General features: G+C 72.3%; 14 protein-coding genes. 6 read left to right on the top strand and 8 right to left on the bottom strand.

What is annotated here, in order from left to right; genetic code table 11:
• The 4 genes from Psi01_RS01330 to Psi01_RS01345 all read right to left on the bottom strand — a co-directional run.
• Positions 1-1,593 (bottom strand): DNA-3-methyladenine glycosylase 2 family protein (locus tag Psi01_RS01330; protein ID WP_204062043.1); only part of this gene is annotated, 1,593 nt, incomplete at its 3' end.
• Positions 1,594-1,676: 83 nt separating this feature from the next.
• Positions 1,677-2,618: an NYN domain-containing protein gene (locus Psi01_RS01335; RefSeq protein ID WP_204062044.1), complete on the bottom strand. Its 942-nt coding sequence runs from the start codon at positions 2,616-2,618 to the stop codon at positions 1,677-1,679.
• Between the two features lie 101 nt (positions 2,619-2,719).
• Positions 2,720-2,917: an acyl-CoA carboxylase subunit epsilon gene (locus Psi01_RS44470; RefSeq protein WP_204062045.1), complete on the bottom strand. Its 198-nt coding sequence runs from the start codon at positions 2,915-2,917 to the stop codon at positions 2,720-2,722.
• Positions 2,918-2,992: 75 nt separating this feature from the next.
• Positions 2,993-4,585 carry an acyl-CoA carboxylase subunit beta gene (locus tag Psi01_RS01345; protein WP_204062046.1) on the bottom strand — a complete coding sequence of 531 codons (1,593 nt, stop codon included), beginning with the start codon at positions 4,583-4,585 and terminating at the stop codon, positions 2,993-2,995.
• 182 nt (positions 4,586-4,767) lie between these two features.
• Between Psi01_RS01345 and Psi01_RS01350 the strand changes: the two genes are divergently transcribed.
• The 3 genes from Psi01_RS01350 to Psi01_RS01360 all read left to right on the top strand — a co-directional run bounded on the left by Psi01_RS01350 (position 4,768) and on the right by Psi01_RS01360 (position 9,852).
• Entirely contained in the window at positions 4,768-5,547 is a 780-nt protein-coding gene (locus Psi01_RS01350) for an ABC transporter ATP-binding protein (RefSeq protein ID WP_204062047.1), read from the top strand.
• Entirely contained in the window at positions 5,523-7,136 is a 1,614-nt protein-coding gene (locus Psi01_RS01355) for a hypothetical protein (protein WP_204062048.1), read from the top strand. Before Psi01_RS01350 ends, Psi01_RS01355 begins: the two co-directional genes overlap by 25 nt.
• A gap of 76 nt (positions 7,137-7,212) precedes the next feature.
• A complete protein-coding gene (locus tag Psi01_RS01360; RefSeq protein ID WP_204062049.1) occupies positions 7,213-9,852 on the top strand; it encodes a phosphoenolpyruvate carboxylase in 2,640 nt (879 codons plus the stop codon).
• A 103-nt stretch (positions 9,853-9,955) separates the two neighbouring features.
• Here Psi01_RS01360 and Psi01_RS01365 read toward each other — a convergent pair whose 3' ends face one another.
• Positions 9,956-10,441 (bottom strand): helix-turn-helix domain-containing protein, encoded by a 486-nt coding sequence (locus Psi01_RS01365; protein WP_204062050.1) that lies wholly within the window; start codon positions 10,439-10,441, stop codon positions 9,956-9,958.
• Positions 10,442-10,505: 64 nt separating this feature from the next.
• Here Psi01_RS01365 and Psi01_RS01370 point away from each other — a divergent pair, with 64 nt between their 5' ends.
• Positions 10,506-11,723 (top strand): MFS transporter, encoded by a 1,218-nt coding sequence (locus Psi01_RS01370; RefSeq protein WP_204062051.1) that lies wholly within the window; start codon positions 10,506-10,508, stop codon positions 11,721-11,723.
• A gap of 202 nt (positions 11,724-11,925) precedes the next feature.
• Here Psi01_RS01370 and Psi01_RS01375 read toward each other — a convergent pair whose 3' ends face one another.
• Positions 11,926-13,509, bottom strand: coding sequence for a hypothetical protein (locus Psi01_RS01375; protein WP_239126928.1), 1,584 nt, complete (start codon positions 13,507-13,509; stop codon positions 11,926-11,928).
• Between the two features lie 150 nt (positions 13,510-13,659).
• On the opposite strand from Psi01_RS01375, the gene Psi01_RS01380 reads away from it, so the two are divergent.
• Both Psi01_RS01380 and Psi01_RS01385 read left to right on the top strand, forming a co-directional pair.
• Positions 13,660-14,316 carry a response regulator transcription factor gene (locus tag Psi01_RS01380; RefSeq protein ID WP_204062052.1) on the top strand — a complete coding sequence of 219 codons (657 nt, stop codon included), beginning with the start codon at positions 13,660-13,662 and terminating at the stop codon, positions 14,314-14,316.
• Positions 14,313-15,467 carry a sensor histidine kinase gene (locus tag Psi01_RS01385; protein ID WP_204062053.1) on the top strand — a complete coding sequence of 385 codons (1,155 nt, stop codon included), beginning with the start codon at positions 14,313-14,315 and terminating at the stop codon, positions 15,465-15,467. The genes Psi01_RS01380 and Psi01_RS01385 overlap by 4 nt, the downstream gene beginning before the upstream one ends.
• An 89-nt stretch (positions 15,468-15,556) precedes the next feature.
• Here Psi01_RS01385 and Psi01_RS01390 read toward each other — a convergent pair whose 3' ends face one another.
• Positions 15,557-17,059: an MFS transporter gene (locus Psi01_RS01390; RefSeq protein ID WP_204062054.1), complete on the bottom strand. Its 1,503-nt coding sequence runs from the start codon at positions 17,057-17,059 to the stop codon at positions 15,557-15,559.
• Between the two features lie 185 nt (positions 17,060-17,244).
• A complete protein-coding gene (locus Psi01_RS01395; protein WP_204062055.1) occupies positions 17,245-18,399 on the bottom strand; it encodes an epoxide hydrolase family protein in 1,155 nt (384 codons plus the stop codon).
• Positions 18,400-18,448: the final 49 nt, after the last annotated feature.

Genomic DNA, 18,448 nt, shown 5'->3' on the forward strand with positions numbered 1-18,448 from the left:
GTCAAACACAGCCGCCATCCACAGGTGCAGAGCGGCGTAGGCGCGCCAGGGGCGCCAGCGGTCGATGTGGTCGTCGGGGATGCCCAGGCAGGCCATGGCCCGCCGGAGGCCGAGGTCGCCTTCCGGCCAGGCGTCCGGGTCCCGCAGGGCCCGCAGGGCGATGTAGCCCGCCGTCCACGGCCCGACGCCGGGCACCTCCAGCAGCCGGGCGACTGCCTCGGCCGGTTCCTGGGCGCCGTCCAGGTCGAGCTCGCCGCCGGTGACGGCCTCGGCGAGCGCCTTCAGGGTGGCCACCCGCCGCCCGGTCAGCCCGAGCCCGTCGAGGTCGGCCTCCAGGAGGTCGCCTGCGGTGGGGAACAGGTGGGTGAGCCCGCCCGGGAAGGATTCTCCCCGCGCGGGGTCGTCCGTCACGGGTACGGCCGGGCGGCCGGCGCGGGCGACGATGCGGCCGAGGAGGGTGCGGGCCCCGGCGACCGAGACCTGCTGGCCCACCACCGCCCGCACGGCCAGCTCGAAGCCGTCGAAGGCGCCGGGGACGCGCAGGCCGGGACGGGCCTCGACGAGCGGGCCCAGCGCGGTCTCGCCCAGGGCGGAGGAGATGGCGCCGGGGTCGGCGTCGAGGTCGAACAGGCGGCGGCAGCGCGAGACGACCCGGGCCAGGTGGCGGGTGTCGGCGAGGCTCACCTCCAGCCGGATGTGGCCGGGGAGGGCGGTCAGGGTGACCAGGCCGCCCGGGACGACCCGGCTGTAGCGCCAGTGACCCGCCCGCCCGCCGCCCGCGGAAACGGTCCCGTCCGGATCCGCGCCGTCGTCCGGTCCGACCCTGCCCGGATCCGCGGCGCCGTCCCCCGGCCCGGTTCTGTCCGGGCCCGCGGTAACGGCGCCCGAGGCGGGGGACCCCGGACCGTCGACCCGTTCCAGGCCGGTGATCGCCCGGGCGGCCAGGAAGCGCATCAGGCTCTCGGCGTCGTACGGCTCCCGCCGGTGCAGCCGCAGGGTCAGCGCGTCACCGGTGACGGCCCGGCCCGCCGTGGCCCGCAGCTCGCCGGGCGTGAAGCCGTACGTCTCCTTCATCGTCGCGTTGAACTGCCGCACGCTCCCGAACCCGGCGGCGAAGGCCACGTCCGTGATGGGCAGGCCGGTCTCGGTCAGCAGCTGCTTGGCCAGCAGCAGGCGCTTGGTCCTGGCCACGGCCAGCGGCCCGGCGCCGAGCTCGGCGGTGAACAGCCGGTGCAGGTGGCGCTCGGTGATGTGCAGCCGCCCGGCCAGTCCGGTGATCCCGGTGTCGTCGGCCACGCCCTCCTCGATCAGCCGCAGCGCCCGGCCGACCAGGTCGCCCCGGTGGTCCCAGCCGGGGTCGCCGGGACTGAGCTCGGGACGGCAGCGCTTGCACGGGCGGAAGCCGGCCGCCTCGGCGGAGGCGGCGTGGCGGTAGAAGCGCACGTTGCGCGAGGCGGGCGTGCGCGCCGGGCAGATCGGCCGGCAGTAGATGCCGGTGGAGGTGACCGCCGTGTAGAACCGCCCGTCGAACCGGGCGTCCCGTGCGGTCACCGCACGGTAACAGGAGTCGAAGTCGAGTTTTCCGGCCAACATGCGAACAACGCTATCCGCAGCCCATGCCGGATGACTGGCGGAAATCGGACGCGACCGTCACGCCCTCCGGGCGACCGCCGGGGTCACTTGGAGGAGATGCCGACCCCCAGGTCGAACTCCCGGTAGACGCGCGCCCAGAAGCCGTCGCGCAGCCACACGCGGGCCTCGGGGAACGGGCGCAGCGAGTGGCCGAGCTCCTTCTCGGCCTCGATCAGGAGCTCGGTGTCGATGACCGTGGGCAGGATCGGCCCCGGCAGCAGGTCGCGGATGTTGTCGCGGCCGCGGGTGAGGATCCACTTCTGGGCGACGTGCTCGCCGACCTCCTCGACGCGGGGACGGCTGGGGCCCAGCTTGGTGACCTGGCCGGCCGGGACCTTGGGTTTGATCGCGGCGGGGGTACGGCCGGCGAAGACCTGGGCGGGCGAGGGGGTCGCGGGCGGGACGGGGACGGGCTGGGGCGCCCGGCTGAAGAAGTCGCGCAGGAAGTCGGCGCTGAGGATCTCGACGGTGTCGGACTCCCAGACCAGGCGCTCGGCCTGGTTGGTGCCGTAGGGCGGCTCGACGCCCCACAGGTGGATGCGCACGCCGTAGGCCTGGGCGGCCTCCACGGCCGGGACCATGTCCTCGTCGCCCGCCAGCAGGATGGTGTCGCTGACCGCGTGGTGCCGCGCCAGGGCCTCCAGGTCGCTCCTGATCTGCGCGTCCACGCCCTTCTGCTGGCCGCGCGCGTTGAGGTTGCCCAGGCGCACCTTGACCCAGGGGAGCTGGGCGATGACGCGCTGGTCCACGGTCGGCACCCGGTCACGGGCGGCGTCGTACCAGTAGATGCGCAGCAGCTCGCCGTGGATGCGAGCCTCGGCGTGCTTCTGCAGCGCCTGGATCAGCTCGTCGGCGGCGACGCGGTACTCCTTGCGCTCCTTGGCGCCGAGCAGCACCTCGCCCGCCGCGGCGTAGAGGTATCCGACGTCGACGAGGACGGCGTACTTCGCGGCGACGGGGTGGGAAGTGAGGTCAAGGATGGCCATGTCGTCCTCCAGGCCTCGTGACTAGCTGATCGGCTGACTATATGCGCCCATTTCTTAGATGGTCCCAACTCTCGCGCAACTTGACACCATGTTCTCGGGATCTATCCGGGAAGCCTGCTTGATCGCCATGCGTGTTGCCCGGTTGGAAGTTGCTTTCGCATCTGGTGTGCGGGGTTGCGCCAGTTTTCCGACTTTTGTGGGTCTTTTGCTGGTGAGGCGGACCGTGAGGCGAGGGCGATCACCAGTGCGGCGATCTCCTCCGGCGTCGCGTCCCCATGGACGATCTTCAAATGGCTCATCGGATCTCCTCCACCGGTTCCGCGCGCTCTGACAGCCGTGCCCTCGCACCCATCGAGCCTCCCACCTCCGCGCGCCTACAGCGGTATGTTGCCGTGCTTCTTCGGGGGCAGCGTGGCGCGCTTGTTGCGCAGCGCCCGCAGAGCCCTGACGATCTGCACGCGGGTGTCGGAAGGCCGGATCACCGCGTCCACATACCCTCTTTCCGCCGCGAGATACGGGTTGGCGAGGGTGTCCTCGTATTCGGTCACCAGCCGGGCCCGCGCGGCGTCCGGGTCGTCGGCGGCGGCCAGCTCGCGCCGGTAGAGGATGTTGACCGCGCCCTGCGCGCCCATCACGGCGATCTGCGCGGTCGGCCAGGCCAGGTTGACGTCGGCGCCCAGGTGCTTGGAGCCCATGACGTCGTAGGCGCCGCCGTACGCCTTGCGGGTGATCACCGTGACCAGCGGCACCGTGGCCTCCGCGTAGGCGTACAGCAGCTTGGCGCCCCGGCGGATGATGCCGTTCCACTCCTGGTCGGTGCCCGGCAGGAAGCCCGGGACGTCGACGAAGGTCAGCACCGGGATGTTGAAGGCGTCGCAGGTCCGCACGAACCTGGCGGCCTTCTCCGAGGCGGCGATGTCGAGCGTGCCGGCGAAGCTCATCGGCTGGTTGGCCACGATCCCCACCGGGCGCCCCTCGACCCGGCCGAAGCCGACCAGGATGTTCGGCGCGAACTGCGCGTGCAGCTCCAGGAACTCGCCGTCGTCCAGGACCCGGGCGACCACCTCGTGCATGTCGTAGGGCTGGTTGGCCGAGTCGGGGATCAGCGTGTCCAGCTCGAGGTCCTCGTCGGTGGTCTCCAGGACCGGGTCGGCCTCGAAGGCCGGCGGGTCGTCCATGTTGTTGGAGGGCAGGTAGGACAGCAGCGCCCGGGCGAACTCCAGGCAGTCGGCCTCGTCGCCCGCCTCGTAGTGCGCCACGCCCGACCGGGAGTTGTGCGTGTGCGCCCCGCCGAGCTCCTCGAACGTCACCTCCTCGCCGGTGACCGTCTTGATGACGTCCGGGCCGGTGATGAACATGTGCGACTTCTCCGACACCATGAGCACGAAGTCGGTGAGGGCGGGGGAGTAGACCGCGCCGCCCGCGCAGGGACCCATGATCAGGGAGATCTGCGGGATCACGCCGGAGGCGTGCACGTTCCGCTTGAAGATCTCGGCGTAGAGGCCGAGGGAGACGACGCCCTCCTGGATGCGCGCGCCGCCGGAGTCGTTGATGCCGACCACCGGGCAACCGGTCTTGAGCGCGTGGTCCATGACCTTGACGATCTTCTCGCCGAAGACCTCGCCCAGCGATCCGCCGAACACGGTGAAGTCCTGGGAGAACACCGCCACCGGGCGGCCGTCCACCGTGCCGTGCCCGGTCACCACGCCGTCGCCGTACGGCCGCTCGCGCTCCAGGCCGAAGCTGGTGGAACGGTGCCTGGCCAGGGTGTCGAACTCCACGAAGCTGCCGGGGTCCAGGAACGCCAGGACCCGCTCGCGGGCGGTCATCTTGCCCTTGGCGTGCTGCCTCTCGACCGCGCGGGCCGACCCCGCGTGGGCGGCCTCGTCCAGGCGGCGCTCCAGATCGGCGAGTTTCCCCGCCGTCGTGTGGATGTCGATCGCCGGCGGTACGGCTTCAGCGCTCACTGGTCGTTCCCCACTCCTCGTCGAGTCGGCTCCGGCTCATGCCCAGCAGGGTAACCGTCTCCTGACATTCAGAACCATCGGGGGCCGTCGTTCGTTGCACTGGCGATACGGCGGAGGGGCGCCGGATCGGTGAAACGCAGAAAGGACCAATCGGGCAACTACGCAGGGGAGAATGGGGCACTATGTCGGATATCGAAGAAGCCGTACGGACGCGTGGCCTGTTCAAACGGTTCGGGGAACAGGTGGCCGTGGGCGGCGTCGACCTCGTGGTCCCCCGGGGTGGTTTCGCCGGCCTCGTCGGGCCCAACGGCGCGGGCAAGACCACCACGTTGAGCATGGTCACGGGCCTGCTCCGCCCGGACGCCGGGACCGTCCTGATCGGCGGCGCCGACGTCTGGCGCGATCCCGTCACGGTCAAGGCCCGCATCGGCGTCCTGCCCGAGGGCCTGCGCCTGTTCGAGCGGCTGTCGGGCCGGGAGCTGCTGTCCTACAACGGCCAGCTGCGCGGCATCCCCAAGGCCGAGGTGGAACGGCGCGCCGAGGAGCTGCTGCGCGTCATGGACCTCACCGACTCGGCCGACAAGCTGGTCGTCGACTACTCCACCGGCATGCGCAAGAAGATAGGACTGGCCGCGGCCCTGCTGCACAACCCCGCGGTGCTCTTCCTGGACGAGCCGTTCGAGGGCGTCGACCCGGTCAGCGCCAACACGCTGGAGGAGGTGCTGCGGCGCTACACCGCCTCGGGCTCGACCGTCGTCTTCTCCAGCCACGTCATGGACCTGGTGGAGCGGCTGTGCGACTGGGTCTCGGTGATGAACCGCGGCCAGATCGTCGCCCAGGGCCCGCTGGAGGCGGTCAGGGGCGGCCGGAGCCTCAACGAGGCCTTCCTCGGCCTGGTCGGCGCGCACGCGCACGGCAACGGGGGGGAGGGGCTGTCGTGGCTGGGAGCGACACCGTCGTGAGCGCCGACGCCCCCGCCGCGCGGGTCGGCCCCATGATCTTCGCCCGGCTCAAGCTGCGGCTGGTCGCCGGGAACCTGCGCGGCGACACCACGCGCCTGCTCGGGTTCATCTTCACGGTGATCGCCGCGGTCGTCGTGGCCTCCTCCGGCTTCCTCACGATGGCGATGCTGCGCATGGCGCCCGCCGAGGTCGCGCAGGACGCCGGGATCGTGGTGTTCACCCTGTTCCTGGTCGGCTGGGCGGTCGTCCCTCTGCTGGCCTTCGGGCTGGACGACACCCTCGACCCGTCCCGGCTCGCGCTGCTGCCGCTGCGGACCCGGCAGCTGGCGACCGGCATGTTCGCCTCCTCGGTCACCGGCGTGTGGCCGGTCGCCACGCTGATCATGCTCTCCGGCGCGATCGTGGGCCTGCCGAGAGGGGCCGGCGGCGTGGCCGTCGGCGTCGTCGCCGTGCTGCTCCAGTTCGCCCTGTGCATCGTCGTCTCCCGGCTGGTCACCACCTCGTTGTCGGGGGTGCTGCGCACCCGCCGCGGCCGCGACGTGCTCGCGATCTCCGTGATCTTCTTCATCCTGGCCGCCCAGCTGCCCAACCTCATCCTCAACCGGGGCCTGGGCGGTGATCCGCTGACGCTCCTGCACGGCGCCGCCGTCGCGCTGCGCTGGACCCCGCCCGGCATGGCCGCGCACGCCATCGCCGACGGCGGGCCCGTCGCCCTGGCGGAACTGGCCGTCCTGGCCGCGCTGACCGTACTGCTCGGGTGGCTGTGGATCGTCGCGCTGCGCCGGGCCATGGTGACCACGGACGCCTCGACCGAGGCCGCCTCGGTCCGCAACTCCAAAGGCCTATTGGCGCGCGTCCTGCCCGACGGCCGGCTCGCCGCGGTCGCCACCAAGGAGCTCAAGTACGCCCGCCGCGACCCCCGCGGCCGGGTCGGCTGGTTCGCCTCCCTCGCGGTCACCGGCATCCTGGCCTTCTCCCTCGGCGGTCAGGAGGGGGCCCCGCCGGGCCCCGGGCTCGCCGTCGGCCCCGCGTGCCTCGGGGCACTGATGATCAGCCTGCAGTCGTGCAACTCCTTCGGCATCGACGGCCGGTCGGTGTGGATGAACTCCGTGGTGTACGCCACCGTCCGCGACTGGCGCACCGACCTGGCCGGGCGGCACCTGGCCGTGGTGACGATCGCGGCCCCGGTGCTCGTCCTGCTGGCCCTGCTGGCCGCGATCCTGGCCGGGAACCCGGTCTGGGCCCTGCTCGCCGTGCCCCTCGCCTGGGGCATCCTGGGCGTCGGGCTGGGCGTGGGGGCGCTGACCAGCGTGCTCCTGCCGTACACCGTCCCCGACCGGCTCAACGCCTTCACCGGCGCGGCCCCGGGCCAGGGCGGCATCGCCTTCATGGGGTCGTTCGGCGCGATGATCGGCACCGGCCTGCTGGCGCTGCCCGTGGTGCTGCCCGTGATGTTCGGCCTCACCTGGGCCGTCCTGCTCGCTCTGCCGTACGGGATCCTGATCGCCTGGGCCGGTCGCAGGATCGCCGGGAACATCGCGTACGGACGGTATCCGGAGATCCTGGAGTCGATTTCCCGGCCCGCCTGAGCCTCTCACCATTGGTCTAGTCCATTAGGTGAGACCGGTCTCCGCCGGGTAAATCGCTCTCGCTACGCTGGCATGCATGTCCGCCAGCGCGCCCCATCAGGTAGAACGTTCTTCCGCCGTCACCGAGATGCCCGACGAGCTCCGCGCGGACGTGCGGCTGCTCGGCGGGCTCCTGGGTCAGGTCATCGCCGAGCACGGCGGCGACGACCTGCTCGCCGATGTCGAACGCCTCCGCAAGGCCGTCATCGCGGCACGCCGCAGGGAGATCTCGGTCGACGAGATCACCACGATGGTCGCCGAGTGGCCGATCGGCCGGGCCGTCAAGATCGCCCGTGCCTTCACCTGCTACTTCCACCTGGCGAACCTGGCCGAGGAGCACTTCCGCATCCGCACCCTCCGGGTCCGCGACACCGGCGAGGAGCCGCTGCCCGAGTCCCTCGCCCAGGCCGTCCACGAGCTCGGCGACGAGCGCGTCACCGAGCTGGTGGACGGGCTCCGGCTGCACCCCGTCCTGACCGCCCACCCCACCGAGGCGCGCCGGCGCGCGGTGGTCACCGCGATCCAGCGGGTCAGCGCCCAGCTGGCCGCCTACAACAGCCCCGAGCGGGGCGCGGCCGAGCGCGCGGAGACCCGGCGCCGGCTGCTCGAGGAGATCGACCTGCTGTGGCGGACCGCCCAGCTCCGGCACACCAAGCTCGACCCGCTGGACGAGGTCCGCACCGCGATGGCGGCCTTCGACGAGACCCTGTTCCGGATGGTCCCGCAGGTCTACCGCTCCCTGGACGCCGCCCTCGGCGGGGACACCGGCACCCGCGAGCCGCTGACCCGCGCCTTCATCCGCTACGGCAGCTGGATCGGCGGCGACCGCGACGGCAACCCCAACGTCACCGCCAAGGTGACCAGGGACGCGGTGCTCATCCAGTCCGAGCACGTGCTGATCGCCCTGGAGAACGCCACCTCGCGGATCGGCCGGAGCCTGACCGTCACCGCCGAGTACACCCCGGCCTCGCCGCAGCTGCGCGCCGCCCTGGCCGCCGCCGAGAACGACCACCCCGAGATGGTCTCGGAGATGGCCACCCGTTCTCCGCGGGAGCCGCACCGGCAGTGGCTGCTGTACGTCGCGGCCCGGATCGCCGCCACCCGGCAGCGCAGCCTCGACCTGGCCTACCGCTCGCCGGAGGAGTTCACGGCCGACCTGCGCCTGGTCCAGGCCTCCCTGGCCGCGGCCGGGGCGAAGCGGCAGGCGTACGGCGAGCTGCAGCACCTGATCTGGCAGGCCGAGACCTTCGGCTTCCACCTGGCGGAGCTGGAGGTGCGCCAGCACTCGCAGGTGCACGCCGCCGCGCTGGCCGAGATCGCCGCGGGGGAGACCTCCGAGCGCACCGACGAGGTGCTGGCCACCATCCGGACGATCGGCTGGATCCAGGAGCGCTTCGGCACGACCGCCTGCTCCCGCTACGTCGTCTCCTTCACCCGCTCGGCCGACGACATCGCCGCCGTCTACGAGCTGGCCCGGCACGCCCTCGGCGAGCGGGCGCCCACGCTCGACGTGGTCCCGCTGTTCGAGTCCGGCGCCGACCTGGCCGCCGCGCCCGCCGTACTCTCGGGGATGCTGCAGATCCCCGCCATCCAGGAGCGCCTGGCGGTGAACGGCCGCAGCCTGGAGGTCATGCTCGGCTACTCCGACTCGGCCAAGGAGCTCGGCCCGGCCGCGGCCACGCTGAAGCTGTACGAGGCGCAGGAGGCGCTGGCCGCCTGGGCCGCCGAGCACGACGTGCGGCTGACCCTCTTCCACGGCCGGGGCGGCGCCCTGGGCCGCGGCGGCGGACCGGCCAACCGGGCCGTGCTCGCCCAGGCCCCCGGCTCGGTCGGCGGCCGGTTCAAGGTCACCGAGCAGGGCGAGGTCATCTTCGCCAGGTACGGCCACGAGGCCATCGCCCGCCGCCACCTGGAGCAGGTCACCTCCGCGGTGCTGCTCGCCTCCACCCCGGCCGTCGAGGCCCGCACCGCCGAGGCCGCCGCGCGCTTCCGCACGGTGGCCGGGCGGGTCGCCTCCGCCTCCGAGAAGGCCTACCGCTCGCTGACCGAGGCGCCCGGCTTCCCCGAGTGGTTCTCCCTGGTCAGCCCGCTGGAGGAGATCGGCTCGCTGCGCCTGGGCTCCCGCCCGGCCCGCCGCGGGCTCGGCGCCCCCCGCTCCCTGGACGACCTGCGGGCCATCCCGTGGGTGTTCGCCTGGGCGCAGACCCGGGTCAACCTGCCCGGCTGGTACGGCCTGGGCAGCGGCCTGGAGGCGGTGGTCTCCGAGACCGGCATCGAGGAGCTGCGCGCCGCCTACCGCGAGTGGCCGCTGTTCGCCTCCCTGCTGGACAACGTGGAGATGTCCCTGGCCAAGACCGACCGCGACATCGCCTCCCGCTATCTGGCGCTGGGCGGCCGGGACGACTTCATGGAACAGGTCCTGGCCGAGTACGACCTGACCCGCCGCCTGGTCCTGGAGGTCACCGGCCACACCCGCCTGCTGGAGAACCGCCGCGTCCTGTCCCGCGCCGTCCAGCTCCGCGACCCCTACGTCGACGCCCTGTCCCACCTGCAGCTTCGCGCCCTGTCCGCCCTGCGGGCCGAGGAGGGACTGCCGGAGGAGGAGCGCGACCGCCTGTCCACGCTGCTGCTCCTGTCGGTCAACGGCGTCGCCGCCGGCCTGCAGAACACCGGCTGACCACCCGCCCGCCGATCGCCCGCGCCGTACGGTCCCCTTCACCCGGGGGACCGTACGGCGCCGCGCGTTCAGGGGACGGCCCGTCTCCGCCGCCGGCGGTCACTCACCCGGCGGGATGGGCGAGGACGAGCACCAGGGCGTCCAGGAGGCGTTGCCAGTCGCGTTCGGGCATCTCCTGACGGTGGAGGGCGTGGGCGACGGCGGCCAGGGCGCCGAGCAGGCGGGCCTGCACGGCGTGCTGTTCCTCCCCGAGGAGCGCGGCCAGGTCGCCCGCCTCCCGGCGGAAGTGGCGGGTGCGGGCGAAGGCGAGGAGCGCGGGCGGCGGGACCGGCCCGCCGTCGCCGTCGCCGCCGCCATCTCCCGTGCCGTCTCCGGGGCCGTCGTCGGGACTGGAGAGGGTGAGGGTCAGGCGGGTGCCGAGCGCGGTGGCCAGCCGGTCGAGGGCGGACAGGGTGGGGTTGCCCCGGCCGTTCTCCAGATTGGCCACGTACGGCACCGACAGTCCGGCGTCGGCGGAGATCGAGGCGACGGTCCGGCCGAGGGCGGCGCGCCGGGCGCGTAGGCGCCGGCCCAGTTCGACGTGATCCATGATCTTATCTTGACAGAATAATGCGGTCGTGTTTCTCTCCTCACAGAATAAACGAGGGGGAGACGTGCTGGGGGCGCTGCGGGTGCGGGACTTCCGGCTGCTGTGGGTGGCACGGCTCAACGCCACCCTCGCCGCCGGTCTCCTGGTCGTCGCCGTCCCCGCCCACATGTACGCGGTGACCGGCTCGGTGCTGGCGACCGGGCTCACCCTGGCCGTCGAATACCTGCCGGTCCTGGTGCTGGGGCCGTTCGCCGGGGTGGTGGCCGATCGGTGGGACCGCCGGCGCCTGATGGCCGGCACCGACCTCGTCCGTGTGCCGGTGGTCTGCCTGCTGCTGTTCGCCCGGACCCCCGACACCGTCTGGCTCGTCTATCTGGCGGTGCTCGCGGAAGGCGTGGCGGCGGTGCTGTTCCGCCCCGCGGCCCAGGCTCACACCCCCGCCGTCGTCGGCACCGGACCCACGCTGACCAGTGCTAATGCGCTCAACGCCGTCACTTCCGGCGCCGTCGGCCTGGTGGCGGCCCCGCTCGGAGCCACGCTGTTCGCCTTCTTCGGGATCGGCGCCGTCGTCACCGCCTCGGCCGTGGGCTACCTGGCCTCCGCGACGGCGATCGCGTTCACCCGGCCCTACTCCCGTGACCGGCGCCCTTCCCGGCGGGTCCCCGCGGAACTGCGCGACGGGCTGAGCCATCTGCGGCGCTCCTCCACCGCCCGCGCCCTGCTGGCCGCCAGTGGTGTCTACCTGGCGGCGAACGCGGCGCTCACCGCGCTGCTGGTGCCGTTCGGGGTGACCTATCTCGGCGGCAGCGCGAACGTCGGCTGGCTGCTGTCGGCCCTGAGCGCCGGATTCCTGCTGGGCGCGCCGATCAGCCGGAGGATCGTCGAGCGGTTCCCCGCCCGGACGGCGATCACCTGCGGACAGGTCATGGTCGCCGGCGCGTTCTTCGTGATGTTCAACGCCCGGTCGATGCCCGTGGCGCTGACCGCGGCCTTCCTGCTCGGCATCCCCGGAGTGACGGTGCTGGTCGCCGTGCAGACATGGGTGCAGCGAACCAGTCCGGCGGCGCTGCTCGGCCGCGTCAGCGCTGCCTTCCTCACCGTCGAGGCCGCCGCGACGGTGATCGGCGCCTTCACCGGCCCGGCCCTGAGCGAACTCGCCGGTCCACCCGTCGCCCTGAACGCGGCCTGCGCCGCCACACTCGGATCCGCCGCCCTGACCTTCTCCCTTCTGCCGAGATCCCTTTCCCGCGTCTCGAATGCGGTCACCCATGGTGATCGGTAGACGACGGAATTCGGTACGAAGGCCTGCGAGATCGGACGCCTTAAAGTGAGAATACGGGGATGTCGACTGTCGAGATCGACGCGAGCACGCAGAGGATTCCCTCCGAGCTGACCTCCGACGGCAGATCCCCGGACGATTTTCTCGGTCTGCGCTGTCGGCAGCGGTGACGAGCAGCTGAAACCTCAGCGGGTTCGCCGCCGGGTTACGGGATACGGGGTGAGCGGCGGGTGCGCAGTGTGCGCAGGAGGCCGGCGGCGCCGAGGGCGGCGGCGATGCAGGCCGCCGGGACGGCCGGCAGCACGTAGCGGTGGTCGAAGTCCAGCGCCGCGATCGGACCGAGGAACAGGAACACGCCCGCGGCCCAGGGCAGCAGGGCCGTACGGCGCCGCCCGATCGCGCCGAGGCCGCCCAGCAGGAGGATCACGCCGAACAGCGGGCCGTGCAGGACGCCGGGGTAACGGTAGGCGGCCAGCAGGCTCCCGTACGGCTCGACGGAGGACAACCCCCGGATGCCGGGGTCGTACTCCGCGCGCACCTTGTCGATCAGCGGGAACTCGGGCAGGTCCCAGGAACCCTGGGGGAACGACAGGGCCGGGGACACCCGGAGCGGGTGGCGCACCGGGGTCGCGGCGAAGGCGAGAGAGGCGTCGCGGGCGATCTCGCGGACGTAGTCCAGCGGCTGCGCGGCGATGGCCCGCAGAGCGAAGGAACGGGCCAGGTCGTTGTGGGAGAACCGGTCCCCGGGCAGCCGGTTGAGTGACGCTCCCGGGGCCCACACGTACTCCGAGGCGGCGTCCACGACCGTGCCGTTCGGGCAGAGCTCGGCCTCCTGGGCCGGAGGCTTGATCACCGAGCAGTCGGCGAACGTCATCGTGCGCGCCCACAGCGCCACGCCGTCCGAGCCGCTGAGCGCGAACCGGTCGTGGTGGTGCCGGTACCAGCCCGCGTAGGCGGCCAGCGGCAGCAGCCCGGCCAGGGCCAGCGCGGCCACCTGCCGCCATCCCGCCCGCCGCAGCACCAGATAGAGCAGGACCAGACCGAGCAGCGGGACCGCGGCCGTGCGGGTGAGCCCGGCCAGCGCCAGCAGCAGGCCCGCCGCGGCCGCCCCCCGCACCGACAGCCTGGCCCGCCACAGCAGGACCGTCAGGGCGGCCACGATCAGGAAGGTGACCTGGGTGTCGGAGAGGACGGCGTGCTCGAGCCTGGCGAACGCCGGATCGAACAGGACGGGCAGGGTCGCCAGCGTCGCCCCCCAGGCGGGCAGCGCGTTGCGGCGCAGCACCAGATAGATCATCAGGCCCATGCCGAGCCCCATGACGTGCTGCACGCCCGCGACGAGCTCGACGCTGTGGAAGGGCCACAGCAGCCGGAGGAACGCGGAGTACCCGGCCGGGTGGAACGCGCCGGCGGGCTTGAGGTGTACGGCCGTGTCCAGGTAGGTGAAGGAGTCGTACCAGTAGAGCTGGGCCGTGTCGTAGCCGAGCATGACCAGGCCGCGCAGCGCGGCGGCCAGGGCGAGCACGACGGCGAACGGGGTGTGGCCCGTGCGCAGGGCCCGGAGCAGGGCGTGCGGTACGGCCCGGCGCCCGTCGTACGGCGCGCGGCCGACCGGCGCGGCGGGCCCGGTTCGCGTGTCGGCGGGCGCGGCGGACCCGGTTCGCGTGTCGGCGGGCGCGGCGGGTCCGGTCTGGACGTCGGCGGGTCCGGTCTGGACGTCGGTGGATGCGGTCTGGACGTCGGTGGATGCGGCGGGCCCGGTCTGGATGTCGCCGGATGAGGTGGGCATGGACGGTCCCCCGGTCCGGGGCCGGGTGGTTCCCGGCGCGGTGGGACGCAGTCCAGCGATTGATCGATAACCTCGCTGTCACCGAATCCGGTTATGTCCGCGTTATACGGTTCCTGGCATGCTGGCGGACTCGAAGATCATGGAGGCGCTTTGCGAGTTCTGGTCGCCGAGGACGAGCGGATGCTCGCCGACTCCATCGCGGAGGGGTTGCGCGGGGAGGCGCTCGCCGTCGACGTCGCCTACGACGGGGAGGCGGCTATGGAACGGCTCCGGGTCCACGAGTACGACGTGCTCGTCCTGGACCGGGACCTGCCGGGCGTGCACGGGGACGAGGTGTGCAGGGCCGTGGTGGCCGACGGCGCCCTCGTGCGCGTCCTGATGCTCACCGCCGCCGGCGACGTGCGCTCCCGGGTGGAGGGCCTCTCGCTGGGGGCCGACGACTACCTGCCCAAGCCGTTCGCCTTCGAGGAGCTGGTGGCCCGCGTCCACGCGCTGGGCCGCCGCACGCGCCCGGCCGATCCGCCGATGCTGGAGCGGGCGGGCATCCGCCTGGACCGGGCGCACCGGCAGGTCTTCCGCGACGGGCGGTACGTGCCGCTGTCCCGCAAGGAGTTCGGCGTGCTGGCCGAGCTGCTGCGCGCAGACGGGGTGGTGGTCTCCGCCGAGACCCTGCTGGAGAAGGTGTGGGACGAGCACATCGACCCGTTCACCAACACGGTGCGCACGACGATGATGAAGCTGCGCCGCAAGATCGGCGATCCGCCGGTCATCGAGACCGTCACGGGAGTGGGGTACCGCATCCCGTGAAGCGCAACATCCGCCTCCGCGCCGCCCTGGCCTGCGGGGGAGTCTTCCTGATCGCCGGCGCGCTCCTGCTGGCGGTCGTCTCCGTCATCGTCCGGCAGAGCCTGGAGCCCCGCGACGGGCTGCGGGAGCCTGAGTGGATCACGGTCGCGGGGAACCACATCTCGTCCTGGCAACCGGAGTACTACGTGGCCCAGCAGCGGGTCGCCCAGGTCCGGCGGATCTACCAGGCCGACACGATCAAGAACGTGCTCGTCGTGGGCGGCGGCGCGCTCGTGGCGGTCAGCGGGGTCGCGGCTTTGATCGGCTGGAGAGTCGCCGGCTGGACGCTCCGCCCCGTCCGCTCGATGACCACGAGCGTGCGACGGGTCGCCGAGAGCCACGACCTGTCCGGGCGCATCGCCCACGACGGGCCGGACGACGAGATCAAGGAGCTCGCCGACGTCGTCGACACCGTCATCGGCCGCCTGGCCCGCTCCTTCGACGGCCAGCGGCGCTTCATCGCCAATGCCTCCCACGAGCTGCGCACCCCGCTCACCATCAACCGCACCCTGGTGGACGTGGCGGTACGGCGGCCCGACGCGACCGAGGACGTCAAGCGGCTCGGCGAGTCCCTGCTGGTGGTCAACACCCGGCACGAGCGGCTGATCGACGGCCTGCTGGCACTGACCGAGGGCGAGCAGGCCGTACTGGACCGGCGGCCCTTCGACCTGACCGACGTGGTCGAGCACGTGCTCGACCTGGCCGCGCAGGAGGCGCGGGAGCGGGAGGTGACCATCCACCGGCTGCTGGACCCCGCGCCGACCGCGGGGGAGCCGGTGCTGATCGAGCGGCTCGTGCAGAACCTCGTGGAGAACGCGATCCGGCACAACCACGCCGGAGGCCAGGCATGGGTGTCCACCCGGTCGCGGGCCGACCGGGTGGAGCTGGTGGTGGCCAACACCGGGCTGCCCGTCCCGGCCTACGAGATCGACTCGATCTTCGAGCCGTTCCGGCGGCTGCACGGCGACCGGTTGCGCTCCGAACGCGGCAGCGGGCTGGGGCTGTCGATCGTCCGGGTCGTCGCCGAGGCGCACGGCGGCACGGTGAGCGCCAGCCCCCGCGAGGAGGGCGGCCTCAGCATCGCCGTGGAGCTGCCGCGGGCCGACGTCTGATCCCGGACGGCCCGGAGCCGTTGTACGCGGACGCCGTACGGCCCGCGCCCCGGACGGGGAGCGCGGGCCGTACGGCGTCCTGAGTTGGATCAGTGCGCGGCGGATCCGCCCTGGCGGGCCCGCTTGGGGAGCATGAAGGCGAGGACGAAGGCCGCCCCGGTGAGCCCGATGGTCAGCAGCGTGACCAGCCCGGCGGCGTCCAGGAAGCCGTGGATGTGCGGGCGGTGGCCGATGGTGCTGAAGAAGGCGGTGCCGAGGACGGCGACGCCGAGCGAGGCGCCGAGCTGCTCGAACGACGACACCAGGCCGGAGGCCGAACCGATCTCCCGCTCGTCGAGGTCGGCCAGGATGATGTCGAACAGCGGGACGAAGATCATGCCCATGCCGATCCCGAAGGCGACCATCGGGGCCGCCAGGTCCCACCCGCCCAGAGCGGTCCCGGCGTTGGAGAAGACCAGATAGAGGCCGACGAGCGCGGCGGACATCACGGCCAGGCCGATGTGCAGGAGGTGCCGGCCGAGCCTGTCCATCATGATGCTGCCGAAGATGGAGCCGATGAACGCGCCGGCCGCCCAGGAGATCATCGTCAGGCTGGCGTCCAGCGGCGTGTAGCCCAGGCCGAGCTGGAGGAACAGGCCGACGGCCAGGGAGAAGCCGGTGATCGCACCGAAGAAGATCACCGCGAACGCCACGCCGGAGGTGTAGGAGCGCCTGGCGAGCACGCCCAGCTCGACCAGCGGGGTACGGCCGGAGCGGGTACGGCGCAGCTGGTGCCAGACGAAGGCGGCGAAGACCGGGATCGAGGCGGCGAGCAGGACGAGCGACCAGGCGGGCCAGCCCATCTCGTGACCCTGGACCAGCGGGTATACCAGCAGCGACATCCCGGCCGCGGCCAGCAGCGCGCCCACCAGGTCGAGGCGCTGCCCGCGGGCCACCGGCTCGGCCTCCGGCAGCACCTTCCAGCCGACGAGCAGGGCGAACACGCCGAGCGGCAGGTTGATCAGGAAGATCATGCGCCATCCGGTGCCGAGCACGTCGGCCTCGATGAGCAGCCCGGCGACCACCGGCCCGAGGATCGTGGCCAGCCCGATGACCGGTCCCAGGGCGGCGAAGGCCCGGCCGACCTCGCTGCCGAACAGGTCGCGGATGAGGCCGAAGGACTGCGGCACCATGACCGCCGCGAACGCGCCCTGCAGGATCCGGGCGCCGATCAGCATCTCCGGCGACATCGCCAGGGCGCAGAAGGCCGAGGTGACGAGGAAGCCCGTGATCCCGACCATCATCATCCGCTTGCGGCCGTACATGTCCCCGAGCCGCCCGCCGGTGAGCAGGCCCACGGCCATGGCCAGCGTGTATCCGGCCGCGACCCACTGCAGAGCGGCGAGGGATCCGCCCAGGTCGGCGCGGATGACCGGGGCGGCGACGTTGGCCACGGTCGAGTCGAGCAGGTTGAGCAGATCCGCGGCGAGGATGGCGAACAGTCCCAGCCACCGGCGCGGGTGCTGCGCGGCGACCGGCTCGGCCGGGGCGGGAAGAGTCTGGGCGGCCGGGGCGGCCGGGGCGGCCGGGGCGGGAAGAGTCTGGGCGGTCATGGTCTCGGGCCCTTCTGGGAGAGCGGCGGTCCATTCATCGGATCGGAACCATCTGTTCCGATACTAACAGAACGGAATGCTTCATTCCATAAGTGGGGTCAAGATTTATCCGGTGACCGGGGGCGGGAACGGCCTCGCCGCACCGGGCCCCGGGCGGGGGCGCCGATGCGGCGAGGGGAAGGGGATCAGCCGAGCTTGTGGAAGAACTGGCGGAGGTCGTCGATCAGGAGGTCGGGGGCGTCGTGGGCCGACCAGTGGCTGCCGCGGTCGAACTCGTTCCAGGAGACGATGGCGGAGTGGTCGCGTTCGGCGAAGCGCCGCAGCGGTGTGAAGTCGTGGGCGAAGGCGGCCAGGCCGATGGGGACGGTGGTGGGCTCGGCCGGGTGCTCGGTGTGGTGGTCCTCGTAGTAGAAGCGGGCCGACGAGGCGGCGGTGTTGGTCAGCCAGTAGATCGCGGCGTTGGTGATGACCACGTCGGGGTCGACCGCCTCCCCGAGCAGCTGGCCGGCCCAGGCGAGCTGCCCGGCGGGCGAGTCGGCCAGGGCGTGCGCCAGGTTCTGCGGCTTGGTCGCCTGGAGCTGCGCGTAGGCCGACATCTCCTCGTTGAAGGACTGCAGGAACGCCAGCAGTTCCATGTCCTTCTGCGACAGGCCCTCGAACTCGGCCGGGTCCCCCGAGGGGAAGGAGAAGATCTGGGTCACGTGCACGCCGATCACGTGCTCCGGATCGACGCGCCCGACCTCGGGGGAGATCAGGGAGCCGGCGTCGTTGCCGTGCGCGCCGTACCGCTCGTAACCCAGGCGGCTCATGAGCTCGGCCCACGCGCGGGCGACGCGGTGGCGGTTCCATCCCCTCTCCCGGGTCGGCCCGGAGAAGCCGAAGCCGGGGATGGACGGGATCACGACGTGGAAGGCGTCGGCCGGGTCGCCTCCGTGGGCCCGGGGGTCGGTGAGCGGGCCGATCAGGTCCAGGTACTCGACGATCGTGTTGGGCCAGCCGTGGGTGAGGATCAGCGGCGTGGCGTTGGGCTCGGCCGAGCGGACGTGCAGGAAGTGCACGGTCTGGCCGTCGATCTCGGTGACGAACTGCGGATACTGGTTGATCTTCGCCTCCCACGCCCGCCAGTCGTACCCGTCGCGCCAGCGCTCGACGAGCCGCCTGACGTACGACAGCGGGACGCCGTACTCCCAGCCGGGCGGGACCGGACCGGTCTGCCCACCGCTTCCGGCGGGGTCGGGCGGCAGCTCCTCGGCCCAGCGGGTACGGGCCAGGCGATCCCGGAGGTCGTCGAGGTCGGCCTGCGGGATCTCGACGCGGAAGGGACGGATCTCGGTGCTCAAGGACTTCTCCTCTGCGATCGTTGGAGCGGATCGATCTGTTCCGATATTA

Origin of the sequence: Paraplanobispora siamensis, from assembly GCF_016863175.1 — a bacterium.
GTDB lineage: Bacteria > Actinomycetota > Actinomycetes > Streptosporangiales > Streptosporangiaceae > Planobispora > Planobispora siamensis.

Coding starts and splice junctions, on each gene's coding strand:
- Psi01_RS01335 (WP_204062044.1), bottom strand. CDS start 2,618: ATGGCCATCCTTGACCTCACTTCCCACCCCGTCGCCGCGAAGTACGCC.
- Psi01_RS44470 (WP_204062045.1), bottom strand. CDS start 2,917: ATGAGCCATTTGAAGATCGTCCATGGGGACGCGACGCCGGAGGAGATC.
- Psi01_RS01350 (WP_204062047.1), top strand. CDS start 4,768: ATGTCGGATATCGAAGAAGCCGTACGGACGCGTGGCCTGTTCAAACGG.
- Psi01_RS01360 (WP_204062049.1), top strand. CDS start 7,213: ATGTCCGCCAGCGCGCCCCATCAGGTAGAACGTTCTTCCGCCGTCACC.
- Psi01_RS01365 (WP_204062050.1), bottom strand. CDS start 10,441: ATGGATCACGTCGAACTGGGCCGGCGCCTACGCGCCCGGCGCGCCGCC.
- Psi01_RS01375 (WP_239126928.1), bottom strand. CDS start 13,509: ATGCCCACCTCATCCGGCGACATCCAGACCGGGCCCGCCGCATCCACC.
- Psi01_RS01390 (WP_204062054.1), bottom strand. CDS start 17,059: ATGACCGCCCAGACTCTTCCCGCCCCGGCCGCCCCGGCCGCCCCGGCC.